Below are 21,794 nucleotides of genomic sequence, written 5' to 3'. Positions count from 1 at the left end.
GGGGTATTTTGCCACATTTAGCTTCTGAAATACCGTGCCAATCGTTCAATTGCCTGTTCCAAACGTGCCACAGGGCAAGTGTAAGCAAAACGCACATGCGTCGCTGCCTGATGCACCCCGAAATCAATCCCCGGCGTAAACGTTACCCCGGTTTTATCCAGCACATCCCGGCACAACGCTTGGGCATCGTCACTAAAACGCGCTGATCCGGCGTACACATAAAACGCACCCTGCGGCGGTGCTGCCACCTCAAACCCCAAATCCGCTAAAGCCGGAACCAGAAAATCACGGCGTTGCTGCAATTCCTGTCGCTGTGCTTCCATAATCGCCAATGATTCCGGGGTAAACGCCGCCAGTGCCGCGTATTGTGCCGGAGTCGGTGCGGCTAAAAACAAGTTTTGCGCCAAACGATCCAACACCTCAACCACATTCGCCGGAGCCACCACCCACCCCAAACGCCACCCGGTCATTCCAAAAAACTTGGAAAAACTGTTAATGACCCAGATGTTATCCGGGTCTACCGACAACGCAGTCACATCCGCCACGCCGTAAGTCAAACCTTGGTAAATTTCATCGACAATCAGCTCGCCACCGCGCTGCTGGGTTTGCGCATAAATCGCCTGAAGTTCCGGCAAACTCAATACCGTCCCCGTCGGATTGGCGGGGCTTGCCAATAACACCGCACGGGTAGCGGGTGTCCAATACTCGCCCACTTGAGCGGCGGTTAACTGGTAATCGCTGCTGGCATCCACCGCAATAGCCCGCGCTTTACCCTCAAACAAACGCACAAAATGACGATTACACGGGTAGCCGGGGTCGGTCATTAACACCTCATCCCCCGGATTCAGCAACGCCCCCAACACCAGTTGCAATGCTCCCGATGCACCGGGCGTAATCAAAATGCGTTGCGGTGAAATCACCACGCCAAAGCGTGCCGCGTAATAGTCCGCAATCGCTTCACGCAACGCCGGTAAACCACGCGCGGCGGTGTATTTAGTGCGCCCGTCCTGCAACGCACGAATCCCTGCTGCCACAATCGGCTCGGGTGTCGGAAAATCCGGTTCACCCACTTCCAAATGGATAATATCCTGCCCTGCTGCTTCACGCTGCCGCGCTTCATCTAATAAAGCCATGACATGAAACGGCTGGATGTCACGCATCCGTGCTGCTGTGCTATGCTCGTTCATCAACTTGCTTACACCAAACCTGATAGGTAATGAAATGAAAAAATGGTTGTTGTTTGGTCTTGTGCTTTATTCCGGGCAGTTACTGGCGTTTCCACGCGCCAATCCTGTGCCGGGGGGCATCGCTATTATTCCCGTGGCAGACGCTACCACAACCGTCACCGCCCCCGTCGTACAATACGAAGGCAAGCGCGTAACGGTAGCACAACAAGACGGCGCGTGGCTGGCTTTAGTCGGCATCCCGCTGGACGCACAAGCGGGTGAACATCACCTGCAAGCGGCTGGCTCACTGATCCCTTTCGAGGTGCAACCCAAACAGTATCGCACCCAACGCATTCGCATTAACGACAACAACAAAGTAGAACCGGACGACGAATCCAGTCAACGCATTGTGCAAGAATTAGCGGTACAAAAAGGCATCAAAAGCCGCTATTCCCCACAAGCGGCCACACTCGATTTTATCCGCCCTGCCCCCGGTGCGGATACCGGACGCTTTGGAATGCGCCGCATTTTTAACGGGCAACAGCGCAATCCGCACAGTGGCATGGACATTGCTGCCGCTACCGGCACACCTGTTAAGGCTACCGCTGCGGGGCGCGTGTTGCACACTGGTGATTTCTTTTTCAGCGGCAATGTGGTGTATGTCGACCACGGCTCTGGTGTCATCAGCATGTACGCCCACCTCAGTCAAATTACCGTCAAACCGGGCGATAACCTGCAACAAGGCGATATTGTCGGCGCGGTTGGCAGCACCGGACGCGCCACCGGGCCGCATTTGCACTGGTCGGTTTACCTCAATGGTGAAGCGGTTGATCCCGCCCTATTCTTGTAGGGTAAAAAACGACCGTAGGGTTCAGTTTCAGTTAATGGCTTGCCCGCTACTATGGCCTCAGCTTCAGCAAGGAGTCGTGAACTTGGGGTTTGTGGTAGCGATTTCGTCGTCAGAAGTATCTGAAATACAAAAAATAAGCTGTTCCGCCGTTCTGACACTCAATGGCATAAGAGATTTGGAGATGGCACGCTGAAGTAGTTTGAATAGACCCTGATAACCGGCCATTCATTGGGGAGCTGGTTGCAGGGTTAGACTTGAGGATAGACCAGCATAGATACTCGTAAACACTGGGAGTGTATGCAAGTAGTTATGTCGTCACCGGGTGCAATGGCGCAAACAGGGGGTTTGCCTGCATCTGACCGGGATTCCGGTGTTCTTGGGTCACCTTTAGCAAAGCGCGGGTCTTTATGACCCGCTTTTTTTTGCCTGCTATTTTTGCAACAACGCACTTCTCCCCCTGCTAATTCACCCATTTTGCTGGGTAAGTTTGGTTATCCCCCCCGCTAATCTGCTATCCTTCGCGATTGGGTGATATTGTTATCGCCATGAAGCAACACTAGCAAAGATCGTTTTTATATTTTAGGAGCAAACCTATGCCCTGGAACGAACCGGGTGGGAATCAACAAGACCCGTGGACAGGAAAAAAGCGGGGTTCAAACAATGACCCTGAAGAACTTATCCGCAAACTGACTGAAAAATTCAATAACTTATTCGGCGGCTCCGGCGGCGGTAGTAGTAATAGCGGTAACAGCAACGGTAACAGTGCCAAAGGCATTATTTTGCTGCTGATCATCGGCACTATTGCTTGGTTACTCTCCGGGATTTACACCGTTGATGCCCGTCAGCAAGGTTTAGTATTACGCTTTGGTGCGTTTCAGGAAGTCACGGGCGCGGGTTTGCACTGGCGTTTGCCTTACCCGATTGAAACCGTTGAAATCATTGACGTTGAACAAAACCGCAGTGCCCAAGACCGCAGCAATATGCTGACTAAAGATGAAAACATCATCGAAATCGGGGTGTCGGTACAGTACAAAATCAGCAATATTGAAGACTACGCTTTCAATGTTAAAGACGTTGACCTCAACGACCCTAGCGGTACGCTTTACCAAGTCATGCGCGGCGCAACCCGTGAAGTGGTTGGGCGCAACAGCATGGACTTCATCCTCAAGGAAGGTCGTGAAAATATTGCGATTGACACCCAAACCCTGATGCAATCCGTATTGGATGCGTACAAGTCGGGTTTGCAAGTCATCAAGGTCAACCTGCCTTACGCAGAAGCACCGACCGAAGTGAAAGAAGCGTTTGACGATGCCAACAAAGCCCGTGAAAACGCCACACAGTTCCAGAATGAAGCGGAAACTTACAGCAATAAAGTATTGCCTGATGCCCGTGGTAAAGCGGCTCGCTTACTCGAAGAAGCCGAAGCTAACCGCCAGGAAGCGATTGCCCGCGCAGAAGGTGACGCGGCACGCTTTAATCAGTTAGTCGCTGAATACCGTAAAGCCCCGGACATTACCCGCGAACGCCTCTATTTAGAGACCATCGAAGCGGTAATGAATGGTAGCCGCAAAGTCATCGTGGATGCGAAAAGCGGTAACAATATGATTTACGTACCCATGCCCGGTGCTGCCGATGCTAATGCTGAAACGGCTGCCGTTGCTGCTGCCGCCAAAACACTGCAAGCCGCACCACCTGCCAAAGCGGCAACCGATGCTGCCACACCACCCGCCACAGAAGGTGACATTGTGCGCGGTGCAAACCGCAATACCACCACGAGGGAGGGTCGTTAATGGACATCAAAAATACGGTACTAGGCGTACTCGGCCTTGCAGCAGTGGGCTTGTTCATGTCGGCTTACACCGTGGATCAGCGTGAACGTGCGATTTTGTTCCAATTTCGCCAAATCGTGAATGCTGATATTCAACCGGGTTTGCACTTCAAACTGCCCTTTATGAATACGGTAAGCAAATTCCCCTCACAGATTCTGACGATGACTTCCAAGTCAGAACAGTTTCTGACGGGTGAAAAGAAGTACGTCACCGTCGACTTTTTCGTGAAATGGCGCATTAAAGACGTGTCTAACTTCTACCGTTCCACTGGCGGCGGGCGCATTGCTGACGCGGAAAACCGTTTGGAACAGTTGATGAAAGACGGTTTGCGCAATGAATTCAGCCGTCGCACCATTCAGGAAGTATTATCCGCCGAGCGTGACAAAATCATGCAGGGTTTGGAAAGTAAATCCAATGACGTTGCCACCCAGTTGGGGATTGAAATTGTTGACGTGCGCGTCAGCAAAATTGACTTCCCTGACAGCGTAAGCAACTCAGTGTATGAGCGGATGCGTTCTGAACGTCAGCGGGTAGCGCAAGACTTCCGTTCACGCGGGCAGGAAGAAGCGGAAAAACTCAAAGCGGCTGCCGACCGTCAGGCCACTATTACAATGGCGGATGCTTACAAAAAATCGGAAACCATTCGTGGTGAAGGCGATGGTAAAGCGGCTGAAATTTACGCCAATGCCTATCAGCAAGACGCGGAGTTTTACGCTTTTTATCGCAGCTTAGGTGCTTATCGCTCTACCTTGGGCAAACCGGGTGATGTGATGGTGCTAGAGCCGGATTCCGAGTTCTTCCGTTACTTTAAACAAAAAACCACACCGTAAGCACAATGAACGTTAACTGGCACGACCTGTTTAACGCATTGGCTTTGGTGTTGATTCTGGAAGGGCTGCTGCCATTCGCCAGCCCTTCCCGTCTTAAACAAACCTACGCACAACTGCTCAATTTACCCGACAAAACCCTACGAAGCATTGGTCTGGCAAGTGTAATTGCTGGTATCCTACTGCTCTTTGTGATTTGACTAGCTGGACTATGCCACACTCAGACCTTTACTGGGCACTCCCTGACGGGATTAGCGAAGCCCTGCCCGACGAAGCGGAAGCTTTGGAACAGCTTCGCCGCCAATTACTCGACCTGTACGCCACGTGGGGCTATCGCCTCGTAATGCCGCCGTTGGTCGAATTTATGGAATCGTTACGCACCGGGCATGGCACGCATTTAGACGTGCAAACCTTCAAGCTGACCGACCAATTAAGCGGACGCATGATGGGGGTGAGGGCGGATATGACCCCGCAAATTGCCCGCATCGACGCACATAAACTCAAAACCGAGCAACCTAACCGTCTGTGTTACATCGGTAGCGTATTGCGCACCCGTAGTTTTCACCGCGACGGCTCACGTTCGCCCTTGCAAGTTGGTGCCGAATTATTCGGTCACGCAGGCTTGGACAGCGACGCGGAAGTCATCTCCTTATTGCTGGAAACCTTAGCACTGTGTCATGTCCCGAATGTGGTACTGGACATTGGGCACGTCGGTATTTTCCGCACACTGGCACAACTCGCTGGAATGAGTGCGCAACAGGAAGCCGCGTTTTATGACATGCTGGGGCGCAAGGCGTTACCAGAAATTGATGCGTGGTTAGCTCAGGCGAACTTACCCACCAACATCAGCACTTACCTTGGGCAATTGCCGCGTCTTAACGGTGGCATGACGGTGCTGGATGAGGCGGAAAGCTTGTTTGCCGCCGCGCCAGCCGCGTTACGCACTGCTTTAGGGTATCTGCGCACCTTAACTGAGCGTATTTCTGCACAATTTCCAACGTGTACCCTCCATATTGATCTGGCTGAATTAAGCGGTTATGACTACCATACGGGTATTGTGTATGGCATCTACACGCCGGGTCTGGGGCGCGAAGTCGCACGGGGTGGGCGTTACGATGGGATTGGTGAAGCGTTTGGACGCACCCGCCCTGCCACAGGGTTTAGCACGGATCTGCGCACCCTGGCGAAATTCGCCCTACCAAAGTGCATCAGCACTGCTCCGGCGGCTATTTTCGCACCTGCGGTACAAGATGCGGCTTTGGAACAAACCATTCACGGTTTGCGTCAGCAACAGCAACGGGTTATCCGGGCGTTAAGCGGGCAAACACACGATGCAGCAGCACTGGGTTGCACACAACAATTGGTACAGCGCGACGGTCAATGGAACGTTGAAGCTGTCTGACATTTATTAAATCTTTGGCACATTTGAGCGAGACTGACATGGGAAAATTCGTCGTTGTATTGGGCACTCAGTGGGGTGATGAAGGCAAAGGCAAGATCGTGGATCTGCTGACTGAAAATGCCTCCGCCGTGGTACGTTTTCAAGGTGGACACAATGCCGGTCACACCTTAGTGATCAACGGTGAAAAAACCGTGTTGCATTTAGTCCCTTCCGGCATTTTGCGCGAAGGCGTGGAGTGCATGATCGGTAACGGCGTGGTGCTTGCCCCGGACGCATTACTCAAAGAAATCGAGATGCTGGAAGCGCGTGGTGTGCCAGCGCGTGAACGTTTGAAAATCTCTGCAAGCTGCCAACTGATCCTGCCTTACCACGTAGCGTTGGATGCAGCACGTGAAAAAGCCCGTGGCAAACAAGCCATCGGCACGACCGGGCGCGGCATTGGCCCCGCTTACGAAGACAAAATTTCCCGCCGTGGTTTGCGCGTCGGCGACCTGTTGAACCCGGAACAGTTTGAAACCAAGTTACGCGGCATTATGGAGTACCATAACTTCATGCTGGAACATTACTTCAAGTGTGACACGGTAAACCCTGATCAAGTGTTGGCTGAAGCGATGCAAATGGCAGAAGTCATTAAGCCGATGATCGTGGATATTCCTAACCGTTTGGCAGAATTGCGCAAAGCGGGCAAGGACATCATGCTGGAAGGTGCGCAAGGTACATTGCTGGATATTGACCACGGCACTTACCCGTTTGTTACGTCTTCCAGCACTACCGCTGGTGGCGCGTGTACCGGTTCTGGGATTGGCCCGCGCAATATTGACTACATTCTCGGCATCACCAAAGCGTACACCACGCGCGTCGGTTCTGGCCCGTTCCCGACCGAATTGTTCGACGATGTGGGTGCGCATTTGGCGAAACAAGGTAACGAGTTCGGTTCAACCACCGGTCGTCCACGCCGCTGCGGTTGGTTTGACGGCGTAGCATTGCGTCGTGCGATGCACATTAACACCATCAGCGGTTTGTGCATTACCAAGCTGGATGTGTTGGACGGTCTGGACACCGTGCGTCTGTGTACTGGCTACCAGTTGGATGGCAAAGTGCTGGATGTCCCGCCTGTGGATACCGACGAATTCGCCCGCTGCGAACCTGTCTACGAAGATATGCCGGGTTGGAGTGAATCCACTTTTGGCGTAACCAGCTACGACGCGCTGCCTGCTAATGCCAAAGCGTATTTGAATCGTTTGGCAGAAGTCATTGAAACGCCTATTGATATTATTTCAACAGGGCCGGATCGTGACCAAACCATCATTTTGCGTGACCCTTACGCAGCATGATTGAGGATATGGATGTTAGCCGCCGTTTCGGGGGCATCATCCGCACTTACGGTGAGGCGGCATTTAACCGCTTCACCGCCGCTCACGTTTGTGTCATTGGTGTTGGTGGCGTTGGCTCTTGGGCTGTGGAAGCCTTAGCGCGTAGCGGCATTAGCACGCTTACCCTGATTGATCTGGATAACGTTGCTGAATCCAACATCAATCGCCAGTTACCCGCCCTTAGCAGCACCATTGGACGAGCCAAGATTGAGGTATTGCGCGAACGCTGCCTTGATATTAACCCCGCTTGCCAATTGCATCTGATTGAAGATTTTATCGACAAGGACAACCTTGCGAGTCTCATCAAACCCGAATTCGATTACATGCTGGATTGCATCGACAATGCCCGCACGAAAGCCGCATTGATCGCTTATTGCCGCCGTAACAAAATCCGCTTGATTACCCTCGGTGGCGCAGGCGGACAAAAAGACCCCACCAAAATTCGTTTAACCGATTTAACCAAAACCCTACAAGACCCACTGCTCTCGAAAGTGCGTAAAGAATTGCGCCAGCATTACGGTTTCACTAGCAACCCCAAACGCCGCTTTGACGTGCCCGCCGTATGGTCGGAAGAAGCCATGACCCTGCCAGAACGTGCGGATGGCGCGAGTGCCTGCGATTTAAGTTGCGCGGGAGGTATCGGTTCGTTAATGACCGTGACCGCGAGTTTTGCTTTGATCGCGGTTAGTTATGTGTTGGGTAAATTAGCCCTGCAAGCGAGTAGCGCACCATGAAAGCCTTAAAGTGGAGCTTCATCACCGCCATCTTTGCCTACCTGTACTTACCGATTGTGGTGTTGGTCATCAACTCCTTCAATAGCTCTAAATACGGACATGAGTGGAAGGGCTTTACGTTACAGTGGTACGAAAAGTTATTTGAAAATGAATCGCTTATGCAGGCGTTTTTAAATTCACTGCTGATTGCAGGGATTGCCGCCACCGCTGCCACCATCATTGGTACGCTCATGGCACTTGCCCTGCACCGCTACCGCTTTCCCCTGAAAGGAGCCGCCAGCGGCTTGTTGTTTGTGGTCATGATGTCACCCGACATTGTGTTGGCGATTACGTTTTTGGTGATATTCATCGCCTTGGGTATTCAACTGGGTTTTTGGTCATTATTAATCGCGCACATTACGTTTTGCTTGCCGTTCGTGGTGGTGACTGTTTATGCACACCTCAAAGGTTTCGACAAACACTTGCTGGAAGCGGGACAAGATTTAGGCGCGAGTGAAAGCCGTTTATTTTGGCTCATCACCCTGCCTTTGGTGTTTCCGGCGATTGTTGCCGGGTGGTTGTTGAGTTTCACGCTCTCGCTGGATGATGTCATTATTAGCTCATTCGTAACCGGGCCGGGCTTTGAAATCCTTCCTATCCGGGTGTTTTCTATGGTAAAAGTGGGTGTCTCCCCCGAAGTGAATGTGCTCGCTACGTTATTACTGGGCATTTCACTCCTGCTGGTCGCCTTATCCACCTTGTTGCTCAGGAGAAAACACTGATATGAAAATCCGCGCTTTGATTGCTGCATTGTTACTCGCCGCTACCACCGCCCATGCCGAAGGCAAGTTGGTGGTTTATAACTGGGCTGAATACATTCCTGAGGGTGTACTGGAAGATTTTGAAAAAGAAACCGGGATTAAAGTCGAATATTCCACCTATGAAAATAACGAGGTAATGTACTCCAAGGTCAAGCTGCAACAGGGCAAGGGCTATGACATTATCGTGCCTTCTGCTTACCTCGTAGCCAAGATGCGCGAAGAAGGTTTATTACAAGAAATCGACCCCAAAAAACTCACCAATCTGAAAAATCTCTCGATCAGCTTGATGAATAAACCTTACGATCCCGGTAATAAATACAGCATTCCTTACCTGTGGGGCAGCACCGGCATTGCCGTCAACAGTAAAGCCATTGACCCTGCCACCATTACCGGATGGGCGGATTTATGGGACAGCAAATGGCAAGGTAAGCTGCTGTTAGTAGATGACGTGCGTGAAGTGTTCCACATGGCATTACGCAAACAAGGTCACTCCACCAACACCACCAACCCGGAAGAAATCAAAGCGGCTTACGAAGACTTGCAAAAGCTCATGCCTAACGTGCGGGTTTTTAACGCTGACGCGCCACGCGAACCGTTTTTAGCAGGGGATGTTGATTTAGGAATGATCTGGAGCGGCGAAGCAATCATGGCGCAAAAAGAAAACCCTGAGATCAAATACATTTATCCCAAAGAAGGTGCTGGCTTTTGGGTCGACAGTTTCACCATCCCCAAGGGTGCGGAAAACGTCGACAACGCCCACAAGTTTATTGACTACATGCTGAAAGCCGAAGTCGGTCAAAAAGTGGTGGAAGAACTCGGTTACAGCACGCCCAACGGCGCAGCACGCGAACTGATGGACGAAGCCACCCGCGATAACCCCATTATCTTCCCCGCCGCAGATGTAATTGACCAAGGCGAGTTCCAAAACAACGTGGGCGACGCAATGAAGCTATACGATGGGTATTGGGAAAAGCTGAAGACAGGGAAGTAATAATCCCTGTTAGCATTGTAGAGACGCAAGATTTTGCGTCTCTACGGTGAGGGGGTTCCCCTAATTCTCGACCGCTTTAAACGCCGCGTCCAGCGTCTGCCAAGTATTCACGAAGTGGCAAAATAAATCCGCTGTCTTTTCAGCATCATACACGGCTGAATGCGCAGAATCTGCATCCCACCCCATACCTGCTGCCTGCGCAAGTCGCGCCAACACCGTTTGCCCGTACATCACTGCACCCAAAGAAACGGTATCCAGCGTGCTAAACGGATGGAACGGGTTGCGTGCAGCTTTAATACGATCCGCAGCCGCGTGAACAAAGTTCAAATCGAACGGTGCGTTATGCCCCACCAAAATGGCGCGGTTGCAGCGGTTGATCTTCACTTCCTTACGGGTCACTTTGAAGAATTCTTCCATCGCTTTCGGCTCAGGCACTGCCATGCGCAGCGGGCTGAACGGCTTGATGCCATTCACTTCCAGCGATTTGGGATCCATATTGGCATTGGGGAAGGGTTCGATGTGCCAACTAAAAGTGCGGTGGCGCGAAAGCTCACCTTTTTCGTCGATGCGCAGCATTACGGCTGCCACTTCGAGCAACGCATCCTTGCGACAATCAAAGCCACCTGTTTCTACGTCAACTACGACAGGAAGGAAGCCACGAAAACGTCCGGCAATTGGGATAATTTCTATATCATCAGTCATGGGCGAGAGCTTAACGGAACTGATGGAAAATGAATAGGAAAGATTTAACAAATTATTTGTCAAAAGTAATATATTGAAAAATAAACAATTATTTTTAGTCTACATTTTATCTTTAGATCCTTATCTGACTATGATAAAGTCCGTACCCATCTGGTAGCCAACCCACTTGAAATAACCAGATTTACCGCTGGAAGAAAGAGGACTGATAATGAATAATTCGATACAAGATATTGATTTTCAAGAAACTAAAGAATGGGCTGATTCACTTGAAGCTGTCATTGAATCAGAAGGTGTGGAACGCGCTCATTTCTTATTAGAAAAACTGATCGCAACTGCCCGTCAAAACGGAGCAAACCTGCCATACTCAGCTAATACCGCGTATATCAATACCATCCCCCCGCATAAAGAAAGCTACACCCCCGGCAAACCGGCGATTGAAGCGCGTTTGCGCTCCTATATCCGCTGGAATGCAGCGGCAATGGTGGTACGCGCCAACCGCGAAAGCCCGGAACTAGGTGGGCATATTGCTACCTTCGCCTCTGCTGCGACGTTATACGATGTGGGCATGAACCATTTCTGGCACGCGCCTTCCCCGCAACACGGTGGCGACTTGTTGTATATCCAAGGCCACGCTGCACCGGGGATGTATGCACGTTCCTTCCTCGAAGGCCGGTTTACTGAAGAAGACCTTGATGGCTTCCGCCAGGAAGTCGATGGCGGCGGTTTATCATCGTATCCGCACCCCTGGTTGATGCCGGATTATTGGCAGTTCCCCACGGTTTCAATGGGCTTGGGGCCGCTCAAGTCGATTTACCAAGCGCGTTTCATGAAATACCTGCAAGACCGCAAGTTGGCAGAAACCGCTAACCGTAAAGTCTGGGCGTTCGTTGGTGACGGCGAAACTGATGAGCCGGAAACGCTCGGCGCGATTTCCTTGGGTGGACGCGAAAAGCTCGACAACCTCGTGTGGGTGGTCAACTGCAACCTGCAACGCCTCGATGGCCCAGTACGCGGCAACGGCAAAATCGTGCAGGAACTCGAAGCGGTCTTCCGTGGCGCAGGTTGGAATGTCATCAAAGTGCTGTGGGGTTCGTATTGGGATCCACTGCTTGCCAAAGACAAAGACGGTTTGCTCAAAGCCCGCATGATGGAAGCAGTTGACGGCGAATACCAAAACTACAAATCCAAAGACGGCAAATACGTGCGCGAAAACTTCTTCGGCAAATACCCTGAGCTGAAGGAAATGGTCGCGAAAATGAGCGACGCGGACATCTGGCGTTTGAACCGTGGTGGTCACGATCCGCACAAAGTTTACGCGGCTTACCACGCAGCCGTGAATCACACCGGGCAACCAACCGTTATCCTTGCGCATACCGTAAAAGGTTACGGCATGGGTTCAGCAGGCGAAGGCCAGAACCGTACCCACTCACAGAAAAAGCTGAGTGGCGAAGAAATGATTGCCTACAAAAACCGCTTCAATATCCCGTTGAGCGATGCGGATGCGGCAGAAGCTAAATATTACCGCCCCGACCCGAACGGCGAAGAAATGCAGTATTTGCTGGAACACCGCAAAGCACTGGGCGGTTTCCTGCCACAACGCCAAACCCATGCAACCCCGCTGAAAGTGCCGGATATTTCGATTTTCCAACCGCTGCTGGAAAGCACTGGCGACCGCGAAATGTCCACTACGATGGTGTTCGTGCGCTTGCTGACCTTGTTGGCGCGTGACAAAAACATGGGCAAAAACGTCGTGCCCATCGTGCCGGATGAGGCGCGTACTTTCGGGATGGAAGGTATGTTCCGCCAGATGGGGATTTACTCCTCAGTTGGGCAGTTGTACGAGCCGCAAGATAAAGATCAGGTCATGTTCTACAAAGAGGACAAGACCGGGCAAATTCTGGAAGAAGGTATCAACGAAGCGGGCGCATTCTCGTCATGGATTGCGGCGGCAACGGCGTACAGCACACACGGCGTGAACATGGTGCCGTTTTACATTTACTACTCGATGTTTGGTTTCCAACGTATTGGCGACTTGGCTTGGGCGGCGGGCGATTGCCGTGCACGTGGCTTCCTGATTGGTGGCACGGCTGGGCGCACGACGCTGGCGGGTGAAGGTTTACAGCATCAAGATGGGCATGGCTTGATTCAGGCGGGTTTGATTCCGAATTGCTTGTCTTATGACCCAACCTTCTCCTACGAACTCGCGGTTATTATCCAGAATGGTCTGAAACGCATGTATCAGGATCAGGAGGATGTGTACTACTACATCACTGCGATGAACGAAAATTACACGCACCCAGCGATGCCCGCCGGTTGCGAAGACGGCATTGTCAAAGGCATGTACTTGTTCAGCGGCGGTGGTAAGAAGCGTAAAAAGGTGCAACTGATGGGTTCAGGCACGATCTTACGCGAAGTGATTGCCGCAGCGGAATTGCTCGATAAAGATTGGGGCGTGGATGCAAACGTGTGGAGCGTGACCAGTTTCAACGAGCTGGCGCGGGAAGCGCGTGATTGTGACCGCTGGAATATGCTGCACCCACTGGATGACGCGAAAGTACCGTATGTCACGCAAGCGATGAAAGGGCAGCGTGGGCCTGCGATTGCCGCCACCGACTACATCCGCCAATACCCTGACCAAATCCGTGCGTGGCTGCCGATGCCGTTCACGGTGCTGGGAACAGACGGTTTTGGACGCAGCGATACCCGTGCGCAATTGCGTAAACATTTCGAGGTGAACCGCCATTACATCGTGATTGCTGCACTGAAAGCGTTGGTGGATGACAAATCTCTGCCAGCCGCTGATCTGGTGAAAGCGATGGAAAAATACGGCATTAACCCTGAAAAACCTAACCCACGTCTGGCATAAGGAGCGCGATCATGGCAATCCAAGAAGTTTTAGTGCCAGACATTGGCAGCTTTAAAGATGTTGAAATCATTGAAGTATTGGTGAGCGTTGGCGACACCATCGCTGTTGAAGACTCGTTAATCACGATTGAATCCGACAAATCGTCGATGGAAATTCCGTCGCCGGTAGCGGGCGTGATTAAAGAGCTGAAAGTGAAGGTGGGGGATCGGATTTCGGAAGGGAGTTTGGTGGTGATGATGGAGGTGGCGGGGATCGTAGAGACGCAAAATCTTGCATCTCTACAACAACAACCCGTATCCGCACCGACACCCACTACCACCGTAGAGACGCAAAATCTTGCGTCTCTACAACAACAACCCGTACCGATATCCACCACCACTGTAGAGACGCAAAATCTTGCGTCTCTACGACAACCGCATTCCCCAAAACTCGACTTCAGCAAAGCTTACGCTACCCCCTCTGTGCGCAAGTTTGCCCGCGAACTCGGTGCTGACCTCAACAAGGTCACAGGCTCTGGTCGCAAGGGGCGCATTACCCAAGATGACGTAAAAGCGTACATCAAGGATGTGATGAGCATGGGCGGTGTGCCAGGAAAAAGTGCGACTTCCGGCAATACGCTGGGCGTTGCACCCATGCCGGACATTGATTTCAGCCAATGGGGTGCAATCGAAACCGTGCCGTTGTCGCGCATCAATAAACTGACCGGCGAATTCTTGCACCGCAACTGGGTACACATTCCGCACGTCACCCAGTTTGACCAAGCGGACATCACCGATCTGGAAGCGTTCCGCAAGCAATTGAATGAGGAAAATGCCAAGTCGGGGATGAAAATTACCCCGCTGGTATTCATTATGAAAGCGGTGGTGGCGGGTCTGAAGGCTTACCCACGTTTCAATTCATCGTTGGATGCGAAGGGTGAAAACCTGATCCGTAAAAGCTACTACAACATCGGCGTGGCGGTGGATACGCCGGATGGACTGGTTGTGCCGGTGTTCCGTGACGTGGACAAAAAGTCGATTATGCAGCTTTCCGAAGAGCTGAAGGAAATGTCGGCGAAGGCGCGTGACAAGAAGCTGAAACCGGCGGATATGCAGGGCGGGTGCTTCTCGATTTCCAGCCTTGGCGGGATTGGTGGCACGAAATTTACCCCGATTGTGAATGCGCCGGAAGTCGCCATTCTGGGCGTATCCAAGTCCGACATTCAGCCCATTTGGAACGGTAAGGAATTCGCGCCGCGCTTAATGTTGCCACTGTCACTGTCGTATGACCATCGCGTAATTGATGGCGCGGATGGCGCACGTTTCACCACTTACCTTGCCAAAATGCTGGGTGATATTCGGAGGTTGCTGGTATGAGCAAGATTATCGAAGTCAAAGTCCCCGATATTGGCAGTTTTAAAGACGTTGAAATCATTGAAGTCTTGGTCGATGCCGGTTTCCAGATTGAGGCGGAAGATTCGCTGATTACCATCGAGTCTGATAAATCGTCGATGGAAATTCCCAGCCCTGTCGCTGGCACGATTAAGCAGATGCTGGTGAAGGTGGGGGATCGGGTGTCGGAAGGGTCGGTGTTGTTGATGTTGGAGGTGGTAGAGACGGGGGATGCAGCTGTTGTTACCACCGTAGAGACGCAAAATCTTGCGTCTCTACAACAATCTTCACCTTCACCTACACCCACGTCTGCTGATCTTGAAACCGAACTCGTCGTTCTAGGCTCTGGCCCCGGCGGGTACACCGCTGCGTTCCGCGCTGCTGACCTTGGCAAAAAAGTGGTGCTGATCGAGCGTTACCCCAATATCGGGGGCGTATGCCTCAACGTCGGTTGCATCCCCTCCAAAGCGTTATTGCACACGGCGGAAGTGATCAACGAGGCGAAGGAGTTTGCTAAGCATGGCGTGAAATTCGGCGAGCCGGACATCGACCTTGATGCCGTGCGAGCGCATAAAAGCGATGTGGTCGGCAAGTTGACCACGGGTCTGAAAGGCTTGGCGAAGCAGCGCAAAGTGCAAATCGTGCAAGGCTACGGACGTTTCACTTCACCCAATACCATTGAAGTGGAAGCAGCGGATGGCAGCAAGCAGACCGTGAAGTTTGCCAATTGCATCATTGCCGCCGGTTCGCGAGTCACGAAATTGCCGTTTATTCCGTGGGACGATCCACGGGTGATGGATTCTACCGATGCGCTGGAATTGCCGGAAATCCCTAAGCGGATGCTGGTGGTCGGCGGTGGCATTATCGGGTTGGAAATGGCGACGGTTTACCACGCGCTTGGTGCAAAAATTACCGTGGTGGAACTTTCACCCGGACTGATGCCCGGTGCGGATCGTGACATTGTGAAGCCCTTGCACAACCAGATTAAGGGGATGTACGAGAATATCTACCTGAATACCAAAGTTACCGCGATTACGCCGACGGCTGAGGGTTTGGTGTGTGCGTTTGAGGGCAAGGGTGCGCCTGCGACGGATACGTTTGACCGGGTGTTGGTGGCGATTGGGCGTTCGCCAAATGGTGGGCTGATTGACGCGGGGAAGGCGGGGGTGTTTGCGGATACACGCGGTTTTATTCCGGTGGATAATCAGATGCGTACCAATGTGCCGCACATTTTTGCGATTGGCGACATTGTGGGGCAGCCGATGCTGGCGCACAAAGCCACGCACGAGGGCAAAGTCGCGGCGGAAGTGATTGCGGGGCATAAAGCCTATTTTGATGCGAAAACCATTCCGTCGGTCGCTTACACCAGCCCGGAAGTGGCGTGGATGGGCAAGACCGAAGAGCAGTGCAAGGCGGAAGGGATTGCGTATGAAAAAGGCGCGTTCCCCTGGGCGGCGAGTGGGCGGGCGTTGTCGATGGATGCCAGCAACGGGATTACCAAGGTGCTGTTTGATAAGGCAACCGGGCAACTGATTGGCGCGGGCATTGCGGGTAAGAATGCCGGTGAGCTGATTGCCGAGGCGGTGCTGGCCTTGGAAATGGGGGCGGATATGCACGACATGAGTTTGACGATTCACCCGCATCCGACGCTTTCCGAGACGCTGAACTTTGCGGCGGAAGTGGCAGAGGGGACTTGCACGGATATTTACGCGCCGAAGAAATAACCCCTCACCCCTAGCCCCTCTCCCTCAAGGGGCGAGGGGGACAAGAGATTTTGAGTTTGACTCCTCACGTTAAGTGAGAAACCGGTTGGCGGCTCGCCTGAACAACGAGCCGCTTTTTTTTGCGGTTATTTTTGTGCGCTGACACCCATCAGGTGCTCGACTTTTTGTGTGTGTCGGAAGCCTGCTGCTTTGAGGCGGTGGATAACGCCATCGACAAAGCTGCTACCTTTTTTGACGACGTGTGGATTGCCGGTGTAGTGAAAGAGTCGTCCGTCGCGGCGTAGTACCCGGAAGATTTCGCGGTAGAATTCTTCGCTGTATAGCTCTCCGGCGAGGGAAAAACGCGGGGGGTCGTGAATGACTGCATCAAAAGAAGCGGCAGGTAGGGTGTTTATTAGTTCGTAGCTGCTGCCTTGGCGTTGCACGATTCCTGCTTGCTTTAAGTCGTTTGACCAAGGGTTTAGCGCACGTAGCCCCATGACTTCTGGGCTTAGTTCGATGCTGAGCACTTCGCTTGCACCTAGGCGGTGAGCGGCGATGGCGGCATAGCCCAATCCGCTACAGCAATCCAGCACTTTGTCACCTTTGCGCACGGCTTGTTGCGCCATTGCGGAGGCACTGGTAAAGGGGTCTGTTCCTTTGGAAATGTGCATTTTGACACCGCTAATTTCTAGCAGCGGTGCGCCAGCGGTGGGAACGAGCTTGTAGTAGCCTGTGCTACGGTCTTCCAAGGGGGTCATTGCGCCATCGTGACAGAGGTAGATTCGCTGGGTCTTTTTGACGATGCTTTTGAGGGTGTCGATGGAGAGTTGATTGTCTGCGTCGAGTACCAGGCACTGACCACTTAGGGCAAAGTCTTGTTCGGAAAGGTTCAGGTCGGTGGAAAGCCGGATGCTGGAAAGCCCGTTGGCGATAGCATCCAACGCTTGTTTGGCATTGTCGGTATGAAAGTAGAAGTTGGGCATATCAATAAAATACGGCTAACCAGAGGGTTTCTTCGGTAGGTGTTGTCCACGCGACGCGGTGCTTTTGGTGAGCCGCAATGTTGAGGTAATCACCTGCGTTTAGGTCAACAGTATGTGTTTCAAATTGAATACGCGCTTGGCCTTGAAGCACCAACACGAATTCCGCTTGATCTTGGTCATACCAATAGCCTTCGGCTGATTGTTGACCTTTGGAAATAATGCGTTCGATTTTGATGGTATCAGTTTGGATGAGCGACTCAAAGATTTCTGTGGGAATAGTCGCGGGGATATTCGCGAACATATTATTTCTCATGGGAAATTCCGTTTAACGTTGGGTTGTTTGCATAAACGCTTACTTGTACCATGTTTATCTAACCGTAGAACATAGATCGTACCCATGCCATGTTCGGCAGTAGTGATTTAAGGAAATGAGCCATGCCAGCGCAACCTGCTTACCTGTTGAGCGAAGCGGAATACCTCCAGCGCGAACGCCAAGCCAAGTTCAAAAGCGAATATTTGAACGGCAAAGTCTACGCAATGGCAGGAGCAAGCCGTGAACATAACCAGATTTCTACTAATCTGGTGGTTTCATTGGGGGCGCAACTGCTGGAAACACCTTGTGGGGTGTATTCCAGCGATATGAAAGTCAGGACTCGCACCGACAAAACCAACAAGTTCAGCTATCCCGATGTGGTGGTGACTTGCGGCGATGAGCAATTTGAGGATGAAAATGGCGATGTGTTGCTGAATCCGCTGGTGATTATCGAAGTCCTGTCCGCATCCACTGAAGCCTATGATCGTGGGCTGAAATTCTTCCATTACCAACTGATCCCGCCTTTGCAGGAATACCTGTTGGTGGCGCAGGATTATTGCCGCGTGGAAAAATACCAGCGGCAGGCGGATAAGCAGTGGGTCTATTCCGAGTTTCACGAGATGCAGGATGTGGTGGAAATCAGCACGTTGCAATGTCGGGTTAGGGTGGCGGATATTTATCGGCGGGTGTTGGCAGAATGAAGTGGGTATTGATCGTCGGCTTTTTGGCCGTACTGGGTCTTGGATATGTGTTGTACGATTATTTGACCGTAGATAGCTGCTTAGATGCTGGTGGGAAATGGGATTCAGATCGAATGGCTTGTATCAAGTAATCATCCGCAAATCTTCCAGTTCTCCATCCAGTGCTTCCGGTGCGGAATCAACCAGCGGGATGTTATGCTGTTGACATTCGGTGATGAAGGTAAAAAGGTCAATACCTGCAAACTCGGATGCAGCACCCGCCGACAAACTTCCCTCTTGGAACATCATCAGGGCAGCGTACAACTTGATGCGTTTGCCGAATTCTTCGGGGGATTGGTCGATAAGGTGTTGATCAGGAATGTCTAACGTGATTTGCATGGTGTGTTCCAGCATGAAGCGATTAGGTAATCGTAGCATGTTTGTCCCAAAGCGTTTCAATCGGGATGGCGACGGTTTGCCAGCCGTGCTATGTTCAGCGTAATCATGGTTGCAGCAAAGGATAGTCATGCCCCGCTTGGATATTTACCACGAAACGGTCAAACATGCCTTGGTCAAGGATGGCTGGACGATCACGCATGACCCATACAAACTGACCATTGGCAAAAAACGCCTGTTTGCTGATCTTGGCGCGGAAATGCTCCTCAGTGCAGAAAAAGGTATGCGCCGGATTGTGGTTGAGATCAAGAGCTTTACGGGTGTATCCGATGTCAACGATTTGGAACAGGCTATTGGTCAATACGTCCTGTATAAACAAATCATGGAGACTGCAAACCGAGCCTGATCGGGAATTGTTTCTGGCTGTCACCAATAAAGTAGCGAATACCATTTTCTCTGTTGAAATCGGTCAGATATTACTGGATGGCAATATTGTTAAAGTTTTGGTGTTTGATCCTGAAAGCGAGATCATTACGCAATGGCTACCGAATTGAATTACCCTGAAATTATCAAGAAAATCCTGCTGGAATACCTCAAGTACGATTCCGCAGATGATGTCATCAAATCCAGTGTTAGTTTTGATGATGAACACGGCAATTACGTTTTATTGCAAGCGGGTTGGCGTGGGGATGATTATCTGCAAGGTGCGGTTATTCATGTCCAGTTGATTGATAGTAAAGTTTGGGTGCAGTACGATGGTACGGAATATGGGGTTGCCAATGAATTGGTGGATGCGGGAATTCCCAAATCAGATATTGTGTTGGGTTTTCGACATCCATCTATTCGGCAGTATACAGGCTTTGCTATAGCTGGATAGCTACAACGTGCAGTTTTATGTCTAGAATCAAGCTTTTTCCTTTGGCATGTAGAATATGGAGAGTGCCTTAATGCAGCTAATTTCTTTTTTGCAATAAATATTGGAAAAAACATTACAACAAACTTTCACACGCCGGGCATTTTATATTCAATGGTTCTATTGGCATCTGTGAGTGATAAGACCAATAATCCCCATTCTTAATAAGGCGCGTATTACAATGATGGCAATGGTTGTAAGTGGTAAAATGTTTGCAATCATTACATTCATACCAAGAAGCTTTCATATTTCCAGTGGTTACCCGAACTGATTTTAAGTCATGAGAACCGCAGGCTATACAGAAATTAATAGACTCCACATCATCTGATTGAGAGCGATCAAGTTGATTATTCTCAACTCCGTATTGTAAGAACATTCCTATTAGGCGCTGAAACTCATCTAGATACCTAATTCTAAGCACTGGATTGGCGCAGATTGCACCGTACTTATGATAATTCTTTTTACGCAGGCCAAGATCCCAATTAAACATTTTTAACTCACCAAAATAACTATTATCGCCCCATATTTGTGGCGATATTTTTTCATCAATCGCATTTTGAGAAGGATGCAGAATGAATACAGCATTTTTGCCACCTTCACTATAATCCTTACTTTCATATAGTTCTCTGATTACAGCAGAGATACCACCACGTCTTTGCAAAACATCATCAGAATAAAATTTTGCATCCATTACAAAACGTTGTTTCAAGTCTTTTCTTTTATCCTTTTTATTACAGGTGACATCCATAACAAAATCAGGAGTTTTTCCATTGCTGAGTTTAGATTCATAAGTAACTAGCTAGAAGTTTCCACGTATAAGATCCTGCTGGTGTAAACTGGTAGTTTGTCACTTAAGAATGTCCGCACCGATGAAATTTGCCCAGCCGATCCCTGAAGAAATCCGCGTGACCTTGCAGGAAATGTATATGAACCACCCTACATTCCGCTGTCGTCAACGTGCGCAAGCAATTTTGTTGAGTACACGCGGCTTTACCCTTGCGGAACTGTGGTCAATCTTGGATGTACGGCGCGATGCCATCAGTGAGTGGCTCGACCGCTGGGAACATGAAGGGCTGCTGGGACTTTACGACCGTCCCCGCTCTGGTTGCCCCCGGATATACACAGAAGCTGAAGTAGCGTTGTTGAAAACCCTAGTGGACGAAGAGCCACGCCAAATCAAGACGGCTCAAACCAAACTGGCTGATCTAACCCAGAAAGTAGCCAGTACCAGCACCTTGAAACGCCTGTTAAAAAAAAGTTCCACTACCTCTGGAAGCGGATGCGTAACTCATTGAAAGATAAACGTGACCCCGTGGCTTTCAAGCGTGAGCAGGAAATTCAAGCATTACTCCACCAGCAAGCGGCGGCTGGCAAGTTGCTTATTTACTACTTCGATGGTTCAGGTTTTACCACAACTCCTTGCGTCCCTTACGGGTGGCAGAAACGGGGGAAACACGCAGGCTACTCACAGCTCAGAGCAAACGCTTGAATGTCTTGGGTTTTATGAGCCTAGACAACGATAGTTTTTTCCACACGGTGGAAGGGCGCGTTGACTCACAAGCTGCCATCGCCGCCTTTAGTGCCTTTGCTGACCGTTATGCCGAAGAATTTGCACAAACAAAAATACCTTGCTTGGTTATTCTGGATAACGCCCCGATACAAACCAGCAAAGCCTTTCTTGGTAAACGTGAAGATTGGATGTTGGCGGGAATTTGCTTACATTTTTTGCCAACCTACAGCCCTGAACTCAATCCTATCGAAATACTCTGGCGAAAAATCAAATATGAATGGTTGCCGCTGGATGCCTATAAAAGCTACAAGGACATGAAGGAACTGGTGTTAGCTATACTGGCTGGCTTCGGCGAAAAATACACGATAACTTTTGGATAATTA

General features: G+C 50.9%; 24 protein-coding genes. 18 read left to right on the top strand and 6 right to left on the bottom strand.

The genetic code is table 11. The annotated features are described in order from the left end of the window. Window positions 1-17: 17 nt before the first annotated feature. A complete protein-coding gene (locus tag J9260_RS04540) occupies window positions 18-1,187 on the bottom strand; it encodes a pyridoxal phosphate-dependent aminotransferase (RefSeq protein WP_210219859.1) in 1,170 nt (389 codons plus the stop codon). A 34-nt stretch (window positions 1,188-1,221) separates the two neighbouring features. On the opposite strand from J9260_RS04540, the gene J9260_RS04535 reads away from it, so the two are divergent. The 9 genes from J9260_RS04535 (at window position 1,222) to J9260_RS04495 (ending at window position 9,972) form a co-directional block, all read left to right on the top strand. Next, entirely contained in the window at window positions 1,222-2,016 is a 795-nt protein-coding gene (locus tag J9260_RS04535) for a peptidoglycan DD-metalloendopeptidase family protein (RefSeq protein ID WP_210219858.1), read from the top strand. 593 nt (window positions 2,017-2,609) lie between these two features. After that, complete coding sequence (gene hflK, locus J9260_RS04530; RefSeq protein WP_210219857.1) at window positions 2,610-3,806, top strand: FtsH protease activity modulator HflK; 1,197 nt, start codon at window positions 2,610-2,612, stop codon at window positions 3,804-3,806. Continuing rightward, entirely contained in the window at window positions 3,806-4,675 is an 870-nt protein-coding gene (gene hflC, locus J9260_RS04525) for a protease modulator HflC (protein ID WP_210219856.1), read from the top strand. Before hflK ends, hflC begins: the two co-directional genes overlap by 1 nt. A 5-nt stretch (window positions 4,676-4,680) precedes the next feature. Next, window positions 4,681-4,872, top strand: coding sequence for a DUF2065 domain-containing protein (locus J9260_RS04520; protein WP_210219855.1), 192 nt, complete (start codon window positions 4,681-4,683; stop codon window positions 4,870-4,872). Between the two features lie 11 nt (window positions 4,873-4,883). Beyond that, window positions 4,884-6,074 carry an ATP phosphoribosyltransferase regulatory subunit gene (locus tag J9260_RS04515; protein ID WP_210219854.1) on the top strand — a complete coding sequence of 397 codons (1,191 nt, stop codon included), beginning with the start codon at window positions 4,884-4,886 and terminating at the stop codon, window positions 6,072-6,074. Between the two features lie 38 nt (window positions 6,075-6,112). Further along, window positions 6,113-7,408, top strand: coding sequence for an adenylosuccinate synthase (locus tag J9260_RS04510; protein WP_210219853.1), 1,296 nt, complete (start codon window positions 6,113-6,115; stop codon window positions 7,406-7,408). Between the two features lie 8 nt (window positions 7,409-7,416). Next, window positions 7,417-8,181, top strand: a complete 765-nt coding sequence (locus J9260_RS04505) for a tRNA threonylcarbamoyladenosine dehydratase (RefSeq protein ID WP_246499630.1) — start codon at window positions 7,417-7,419, stop codon at window positions 8,179-8,181. Then, window positions 8,178-8,942, top strand: a complete 765-nt coding sequence (potC, locus tag J9260_RS04500) for a spermidine/putrescine ABC transporter permease PotC (RefSeq protein ID WP_210219851.1) — start codon at window positions 8,178-8,180, stop codon at window positions 8,940-8,942. The genes J9260_RS04505 and potC overlap by 4 nt, the downstream gene beginning before the upstream one ends. Window position 8,943: 1 nt before the next feature. Next, window positions 8,944-9,972, top strand: a complete 1,029-nt coding sequence (locus tag J9260_RS04495) for an extracellular solute-binding protein (RefSeq protein ID WP_210219850.1) — start codon at window positions 8,944-8,946, stop codon at window positions 9,970-9,972. Between the two features lie 60 nt (window positions 9,973-10,032). Here the strand turns inward: J9260_RS04495 and rnt are convergent, their stop codons facing one another. Next, complete coding sequence (gene rnt, locus J9260_RS04490; RefSeq protein ID WP_210219849.1) at window positions 10,033-10,674, bottom strand: ribonuclease T; 642 nt, start codon at window positions 10,672-10,674, stop codon at window positions 10,033-10,035. Between the two features lie 208 nt (window positions 10,675-10,882). Here rnt and aceE point away from each other — a divergent pair, with 208 nt between their 5' ends. Genes aceE through lpdA form a run of 3 tightly spaced genes read left to right on the top strand, consistent with a single transcriptional unit; the run spans window position 10,883 to window position 16,634 of the window. After that, window positions 10,883-13,540, top strand: a complete 2,658-nt coding sequence (aceE, locus tag J9260_RS04485) for a pyruvate dehydrogenase (acetyl-transferring), homodimeric type (RefSeq protein ID WP_210219848.1) — start codon at window positions 10,883-10,885, stop codon at window positions 13,538-13,540. Between the two features lie 11 nt (window positions 13,541-13,551). Continuing rightward, window positions 13,552-14,895 (top strand): dihydrolipoyllysine-residue acetyltransferase, encoded by a 1,344-nt coding sequence (gene aceF / locus J9260_RS04480; protein ID WP_210219847.1) that lies wholly within the window; start codon window positions 13,552-13,554, stop codon window positions 14,893-14,895. Continuing rightward, window positions 14,892-16,634, top strand: coding sequence for a dihydrolipoyl dehydrogenase (lpdA, locus tag J9260_RS04475; protein ID WP_210219846.1), 1,743 nt, complete (start codon window positions 14,892-14,894; stop codon window positions 16,632-16,634). The genes aceF and lpdA overlap by 4 nt, the downstream gene beginning before the upstream one ends. Window positions 16,635-16,759: 125 nt before the next feature. Here lpdA and J9260_RS04470 read toward each other — a convergent pair whose 3' ends face one another. Both J9260_RS04470 and J9260_RS04465 read right to left on the bottom strand, forming a co-directional pair. Continuing rightward, window positions 16,760-17,599: a class I SAM-dependent methyltransferase gene (locus tag J9260_RS04470; RefSeq protein ID WP_210219845.1), complete on the bottom strand. Its 840-nt coding sequence runs from the start codon at window positions 17,597-17,599 to the stop codon at window positions 16,760-16,762. 1 nt (window position 17,600) lies between these two features. Further along, entirely contained in the window at window positions 17,601-17,912 is a 312-nt protein-coding gene (locus J9260_RS04465; RefSeq protein WP_210219844.1) for a cupin domain-containing protein, read from the bottom strand. Between the two features lie 122 nt (window positions 17,913-18,034). Here J9260_RS04465 and J9260_RS04460 point away from each other — a divergent pair, with 122 nt between their 5' ends. Further along, window positions 18,035-18,613 (top strand): Uma2 family endonuclease, encoded by a 579-nt coding sequence (locus J9260_RS04460; RefSeq protein ID WP_210219843.1) that lies wholly within the window; start codon window positions 18,035-18,037, stop codon window positions 18,611-18,613. 123 nt (window positions 18,614-18,736) lie between these two features. Here J9260_RS04460 and J9260_RS04455 read toward each other — a convergent pair whose 3' ends face one another. Beyond that, window positions 18,737-19,030, bottom strand: a complete 294-nt coding sequence (locus J9260_RS04455; protein WP_246499629.1) for a UPF0175 family protein — start codon at window positions 19,028-19,030, stop codon at window positions 18,737-18,739. Between the two features lie 88 nt (window positions 19,031-19,118). Here J9260_RS04455 and J9260_RS18870 point away from each other — a divergent pair, with 88 nt between their 5' ends. From J9260_RS18870 to J9260_RS04440, 3 genes are read left to right on the top strand one after another with little or no spacing between them, the layout of a single operon-like run. Next, the gene (locus tag J9260_RS18870; protein ID WP_210219842.1) at window positions 19,119-19,394 is read left to right on the top strand and encodes an element excision factor XisH family protein; all 276 of its coding nucleotides are present in this window, start codon (window positions 19,119-19,121) and stop codon (window positions 19,392-19,394) included. Further along, window positions 19,318-19,542, top strand: coding sequence for an element excision factor XisH family protein (locus J9260_RS18865; protein ID WP_425520101.1), 225 nt, complete (start codon window positions 19,318-19,320; stop codon window positions 19,540-19,542). The genes J9260_RS18870 and J9260_RS18865 overlap by 77 nt, the downstream gene beginning before the upstream one ends. Next, on the top strand, window positions 19,527-19,865 hold the full coding sequence (locus J9260_RS04440) for a XisI protein (protein WP_210219840.1): 339 nt from the start codon (window positions 19,527-19,529) through the stop codon (window positions 19,863-19,865). The genes J9260_RS18865 and J9260_RS04440 overlap by 16 nt, the downstream gene beginning before the upstream one ends. A 112-nt stretch (window positions 19,866-19,977) precedes the next feature. Here the strand turns inward: J9260_RS04440 and J9260_RS04435 are convergent, their stop codons facing one another. Next, the gene (locus J9260_RS04435) at window positions 19,978-20,649 is read right to left on the bottom strand and encodes a hypothetical protein (protein ID WP_210219839.1); all 672 of its coding nucleotides are present in this window, start codon (window positions 20,647-20,649) and stop codon (window positions 19,978-19,980) included. Window positions 20,650-20,770: 121 nt separating this feature from the next. Here J9260_RS04435 and J9260_RS04430 point away from each other — a divergent pair, with 121 nt between their 5' ends. Together J9260_RS04430 and J9260_RS04425 are read left to right on the top strand one after the other, a co-directional pair. Continuing rightward, window positions 20,771-21,196 (top strand): helix-turn-helix domain-containing protein, encoded by a 426-nt coding sequence (locus J9260_RS04430; RefSeq protein WP_210217478.1) that lies wholly within the window; start codon window positions 20,771-20,773, stop codon window positions 21,194-21,196. Window positions 21,197-21,335: 139 nt separating this feature from the next. Then, window positions 21,336-21,791 carry a transposase gene (locus J9260_RS04425; RefSeq protein WP_210217793.1) on the top strand — a complete coding sequence of 152 codons (456 nt, stop codon included), beginning with the start codon at window positions 21,336-21,338 and terminating at the stop codon, window positions 21,789-21,791. Window positions 21,792-21,794 lie beyond the last annotated feature (3 nt).

Origin of the sequence: Thiothrix unzii, assembly GCF_017901175.1 — a bacterium.
GTDB classification, from domain to species: Bacteria; Pseudomonadota; Gammaproteobacteria; order Thiotrichales; family Thiotrichaceae; genus Thiothrix; species Thiothrix unzii.
This window is presented reverse-complemented; position numbering and strand designations above follow the sequence as displayed.

Bases quoted from the DNA above. Each gene is read 5' to 3' on its own strand.
- J9260_RS04540 (WP_210219859.1), bottom strand. From the start codon at position 1,187: ATGAACGAGCATAGCACAGCAGCACGGATGCGTGACATCCAGCCGTTT.
- J9260_RS04535 (WP_210219858.1), top strand. From the start codon at position 1,222: ATGAAAAAATGGTTGTTGTTTGGTCTTGTGCTTTATTCCGGGCAGTTA.
- hflK (WP_210219857.1), top strand. From the start codon at position 2,610: ATGCCCTGGAACGAACCGGGTGGGAATCAACAAGACCCGTGGACAGGA.
- hflC (WP_210219856.1), top strand. From the start codon at position 3,806: ATGGACATCAAAAATACGGTACTAGGCGTACTCGGCCTTGCAGCAGTG.
- J9260_RS04520 (WP_210219855.1), top strand. From the start codon at position 4,681: ATGAACGTTAACTGGCACGACCTGTTTAACGCATTGGCTTTGGTGTTG.
- J9260_RS04515 (WP_210219854.1), top strand. From the start codon at position 4,884: ATGCCACACTCAGACCTTTACTGGGCACTCCCTGACGGGATTAGCGAA.
- J9260_RS04510 (WP_210219853.1), top strand. From the start codon at position 6,113: ATGGGAAAATTCGTCGTTGTATTGGGCACTCAGTGGGGTGATGAAGGC.
- J9260_RS04505 (WP_246499630.1), top strand. From the start codon at position 7,417: ATGGATGTTAGCCGCCGTTTCGGGGGCATCATCCGCACTTACGGTGAG.
- potC (WP_210219851.1), top strand. From the start codon at position 8,178: ATGAAAGCCTTAAAGTGGAGCTTCATCACCGCCATCTTTGCCTACCTG.
- J9260_RS04495 (WP_210219850.1), top strand. From the start codon at position 8,944: ATGAAAATCCGCGCTTTGATTGCTGCATTGTTACTCGCCGCTACCACC.
- rnt (WP_210219849.1), bottom strand. From the start codon at position 10,674: ATGACTGATGATATAGAAATTATCCCAATTGCCGGACGTTTTCGTGGC.
- aceE (WP_210219848.1), top strand. From the start codon at position 10,883: ATGAATAATTCGATACAAGATATTGATTTTCAAGAAACTAAAGAATGG.
- aceF (WP_210219847.1), top strand. From the start codon at position 13,552: ATGGCAATCCAAGAAGTTTTAGTGCCAGACATTGGCAGCTTTAAAGAT.
- lpdA (WP_210219846.1), top strand. From the start codon at position 14,892: ATGAGCAAGATTATCGAAGTCAAAGTCCCCGATATTGGCAGTTTTAAA.
- J9260_RS04470 (WP_210219845.1), bottom strand. From the start codon at position 17,599: ATGCCCAACTTCTACTTTCATACCGACAATGCCAAACAAGCGTTGGAT.
- J9260_RS04465 (WP_210219844.1), bottom strand. From the start codon at position 17,912: ATGAGAAATAATATGTTCGCGAATATCCCCGCGACTATTCCCACAGAA.
- J9260_RS04460 (WP_210219843.1), top strand. From the start codon at position 18,035: ATGCCAGCGCAACCTGCTTACCTGTTGAGCGAAGCGGAATACCTCCAG.
- J9260_RS04455 (WP_246499629.1), bottom strand. From the start codon at position 19,030: ATGCTACGATTACCTAATCGCTTCATGCTGGAACACACCATGCAAATC.
- J9260_RS18870 (WP_210219842.1), top strand. From the start codon at position 19,119: ATGCCCCGCTTGGATATTTACCACGAAACGGTCAAACATGCCTTGGTC.
- J9260_RS18865 (WP_425520101.1), top strand. From the start codon at position 19,318: ATGTCAACGATTTGGAACAGGCTATTGGTCAATACGTCCTGTATAAAC.
- J9260_RS04440 (WP_210219840.1), top strand. From the start codon at position 19,527: ATGGCTACCGAATTGAATTACCCTGAAATTATCAAGAAAATCCTGCTG.
- J9260_RS04435 (WP_210219839.1), bottom strand. From the start codon at position 20,649: ATGGATGTCACCTGTAATAAAAAGGATAAAAGAAAAGACTTGAAACAA.
- J9260_RS04430 (WP_210217478.1), top strand. From the start codon at position 20,771: ATGAAATTTGCCCAGCCGATCCCTGAAGAAATCCGCGTGACCTTGCAG.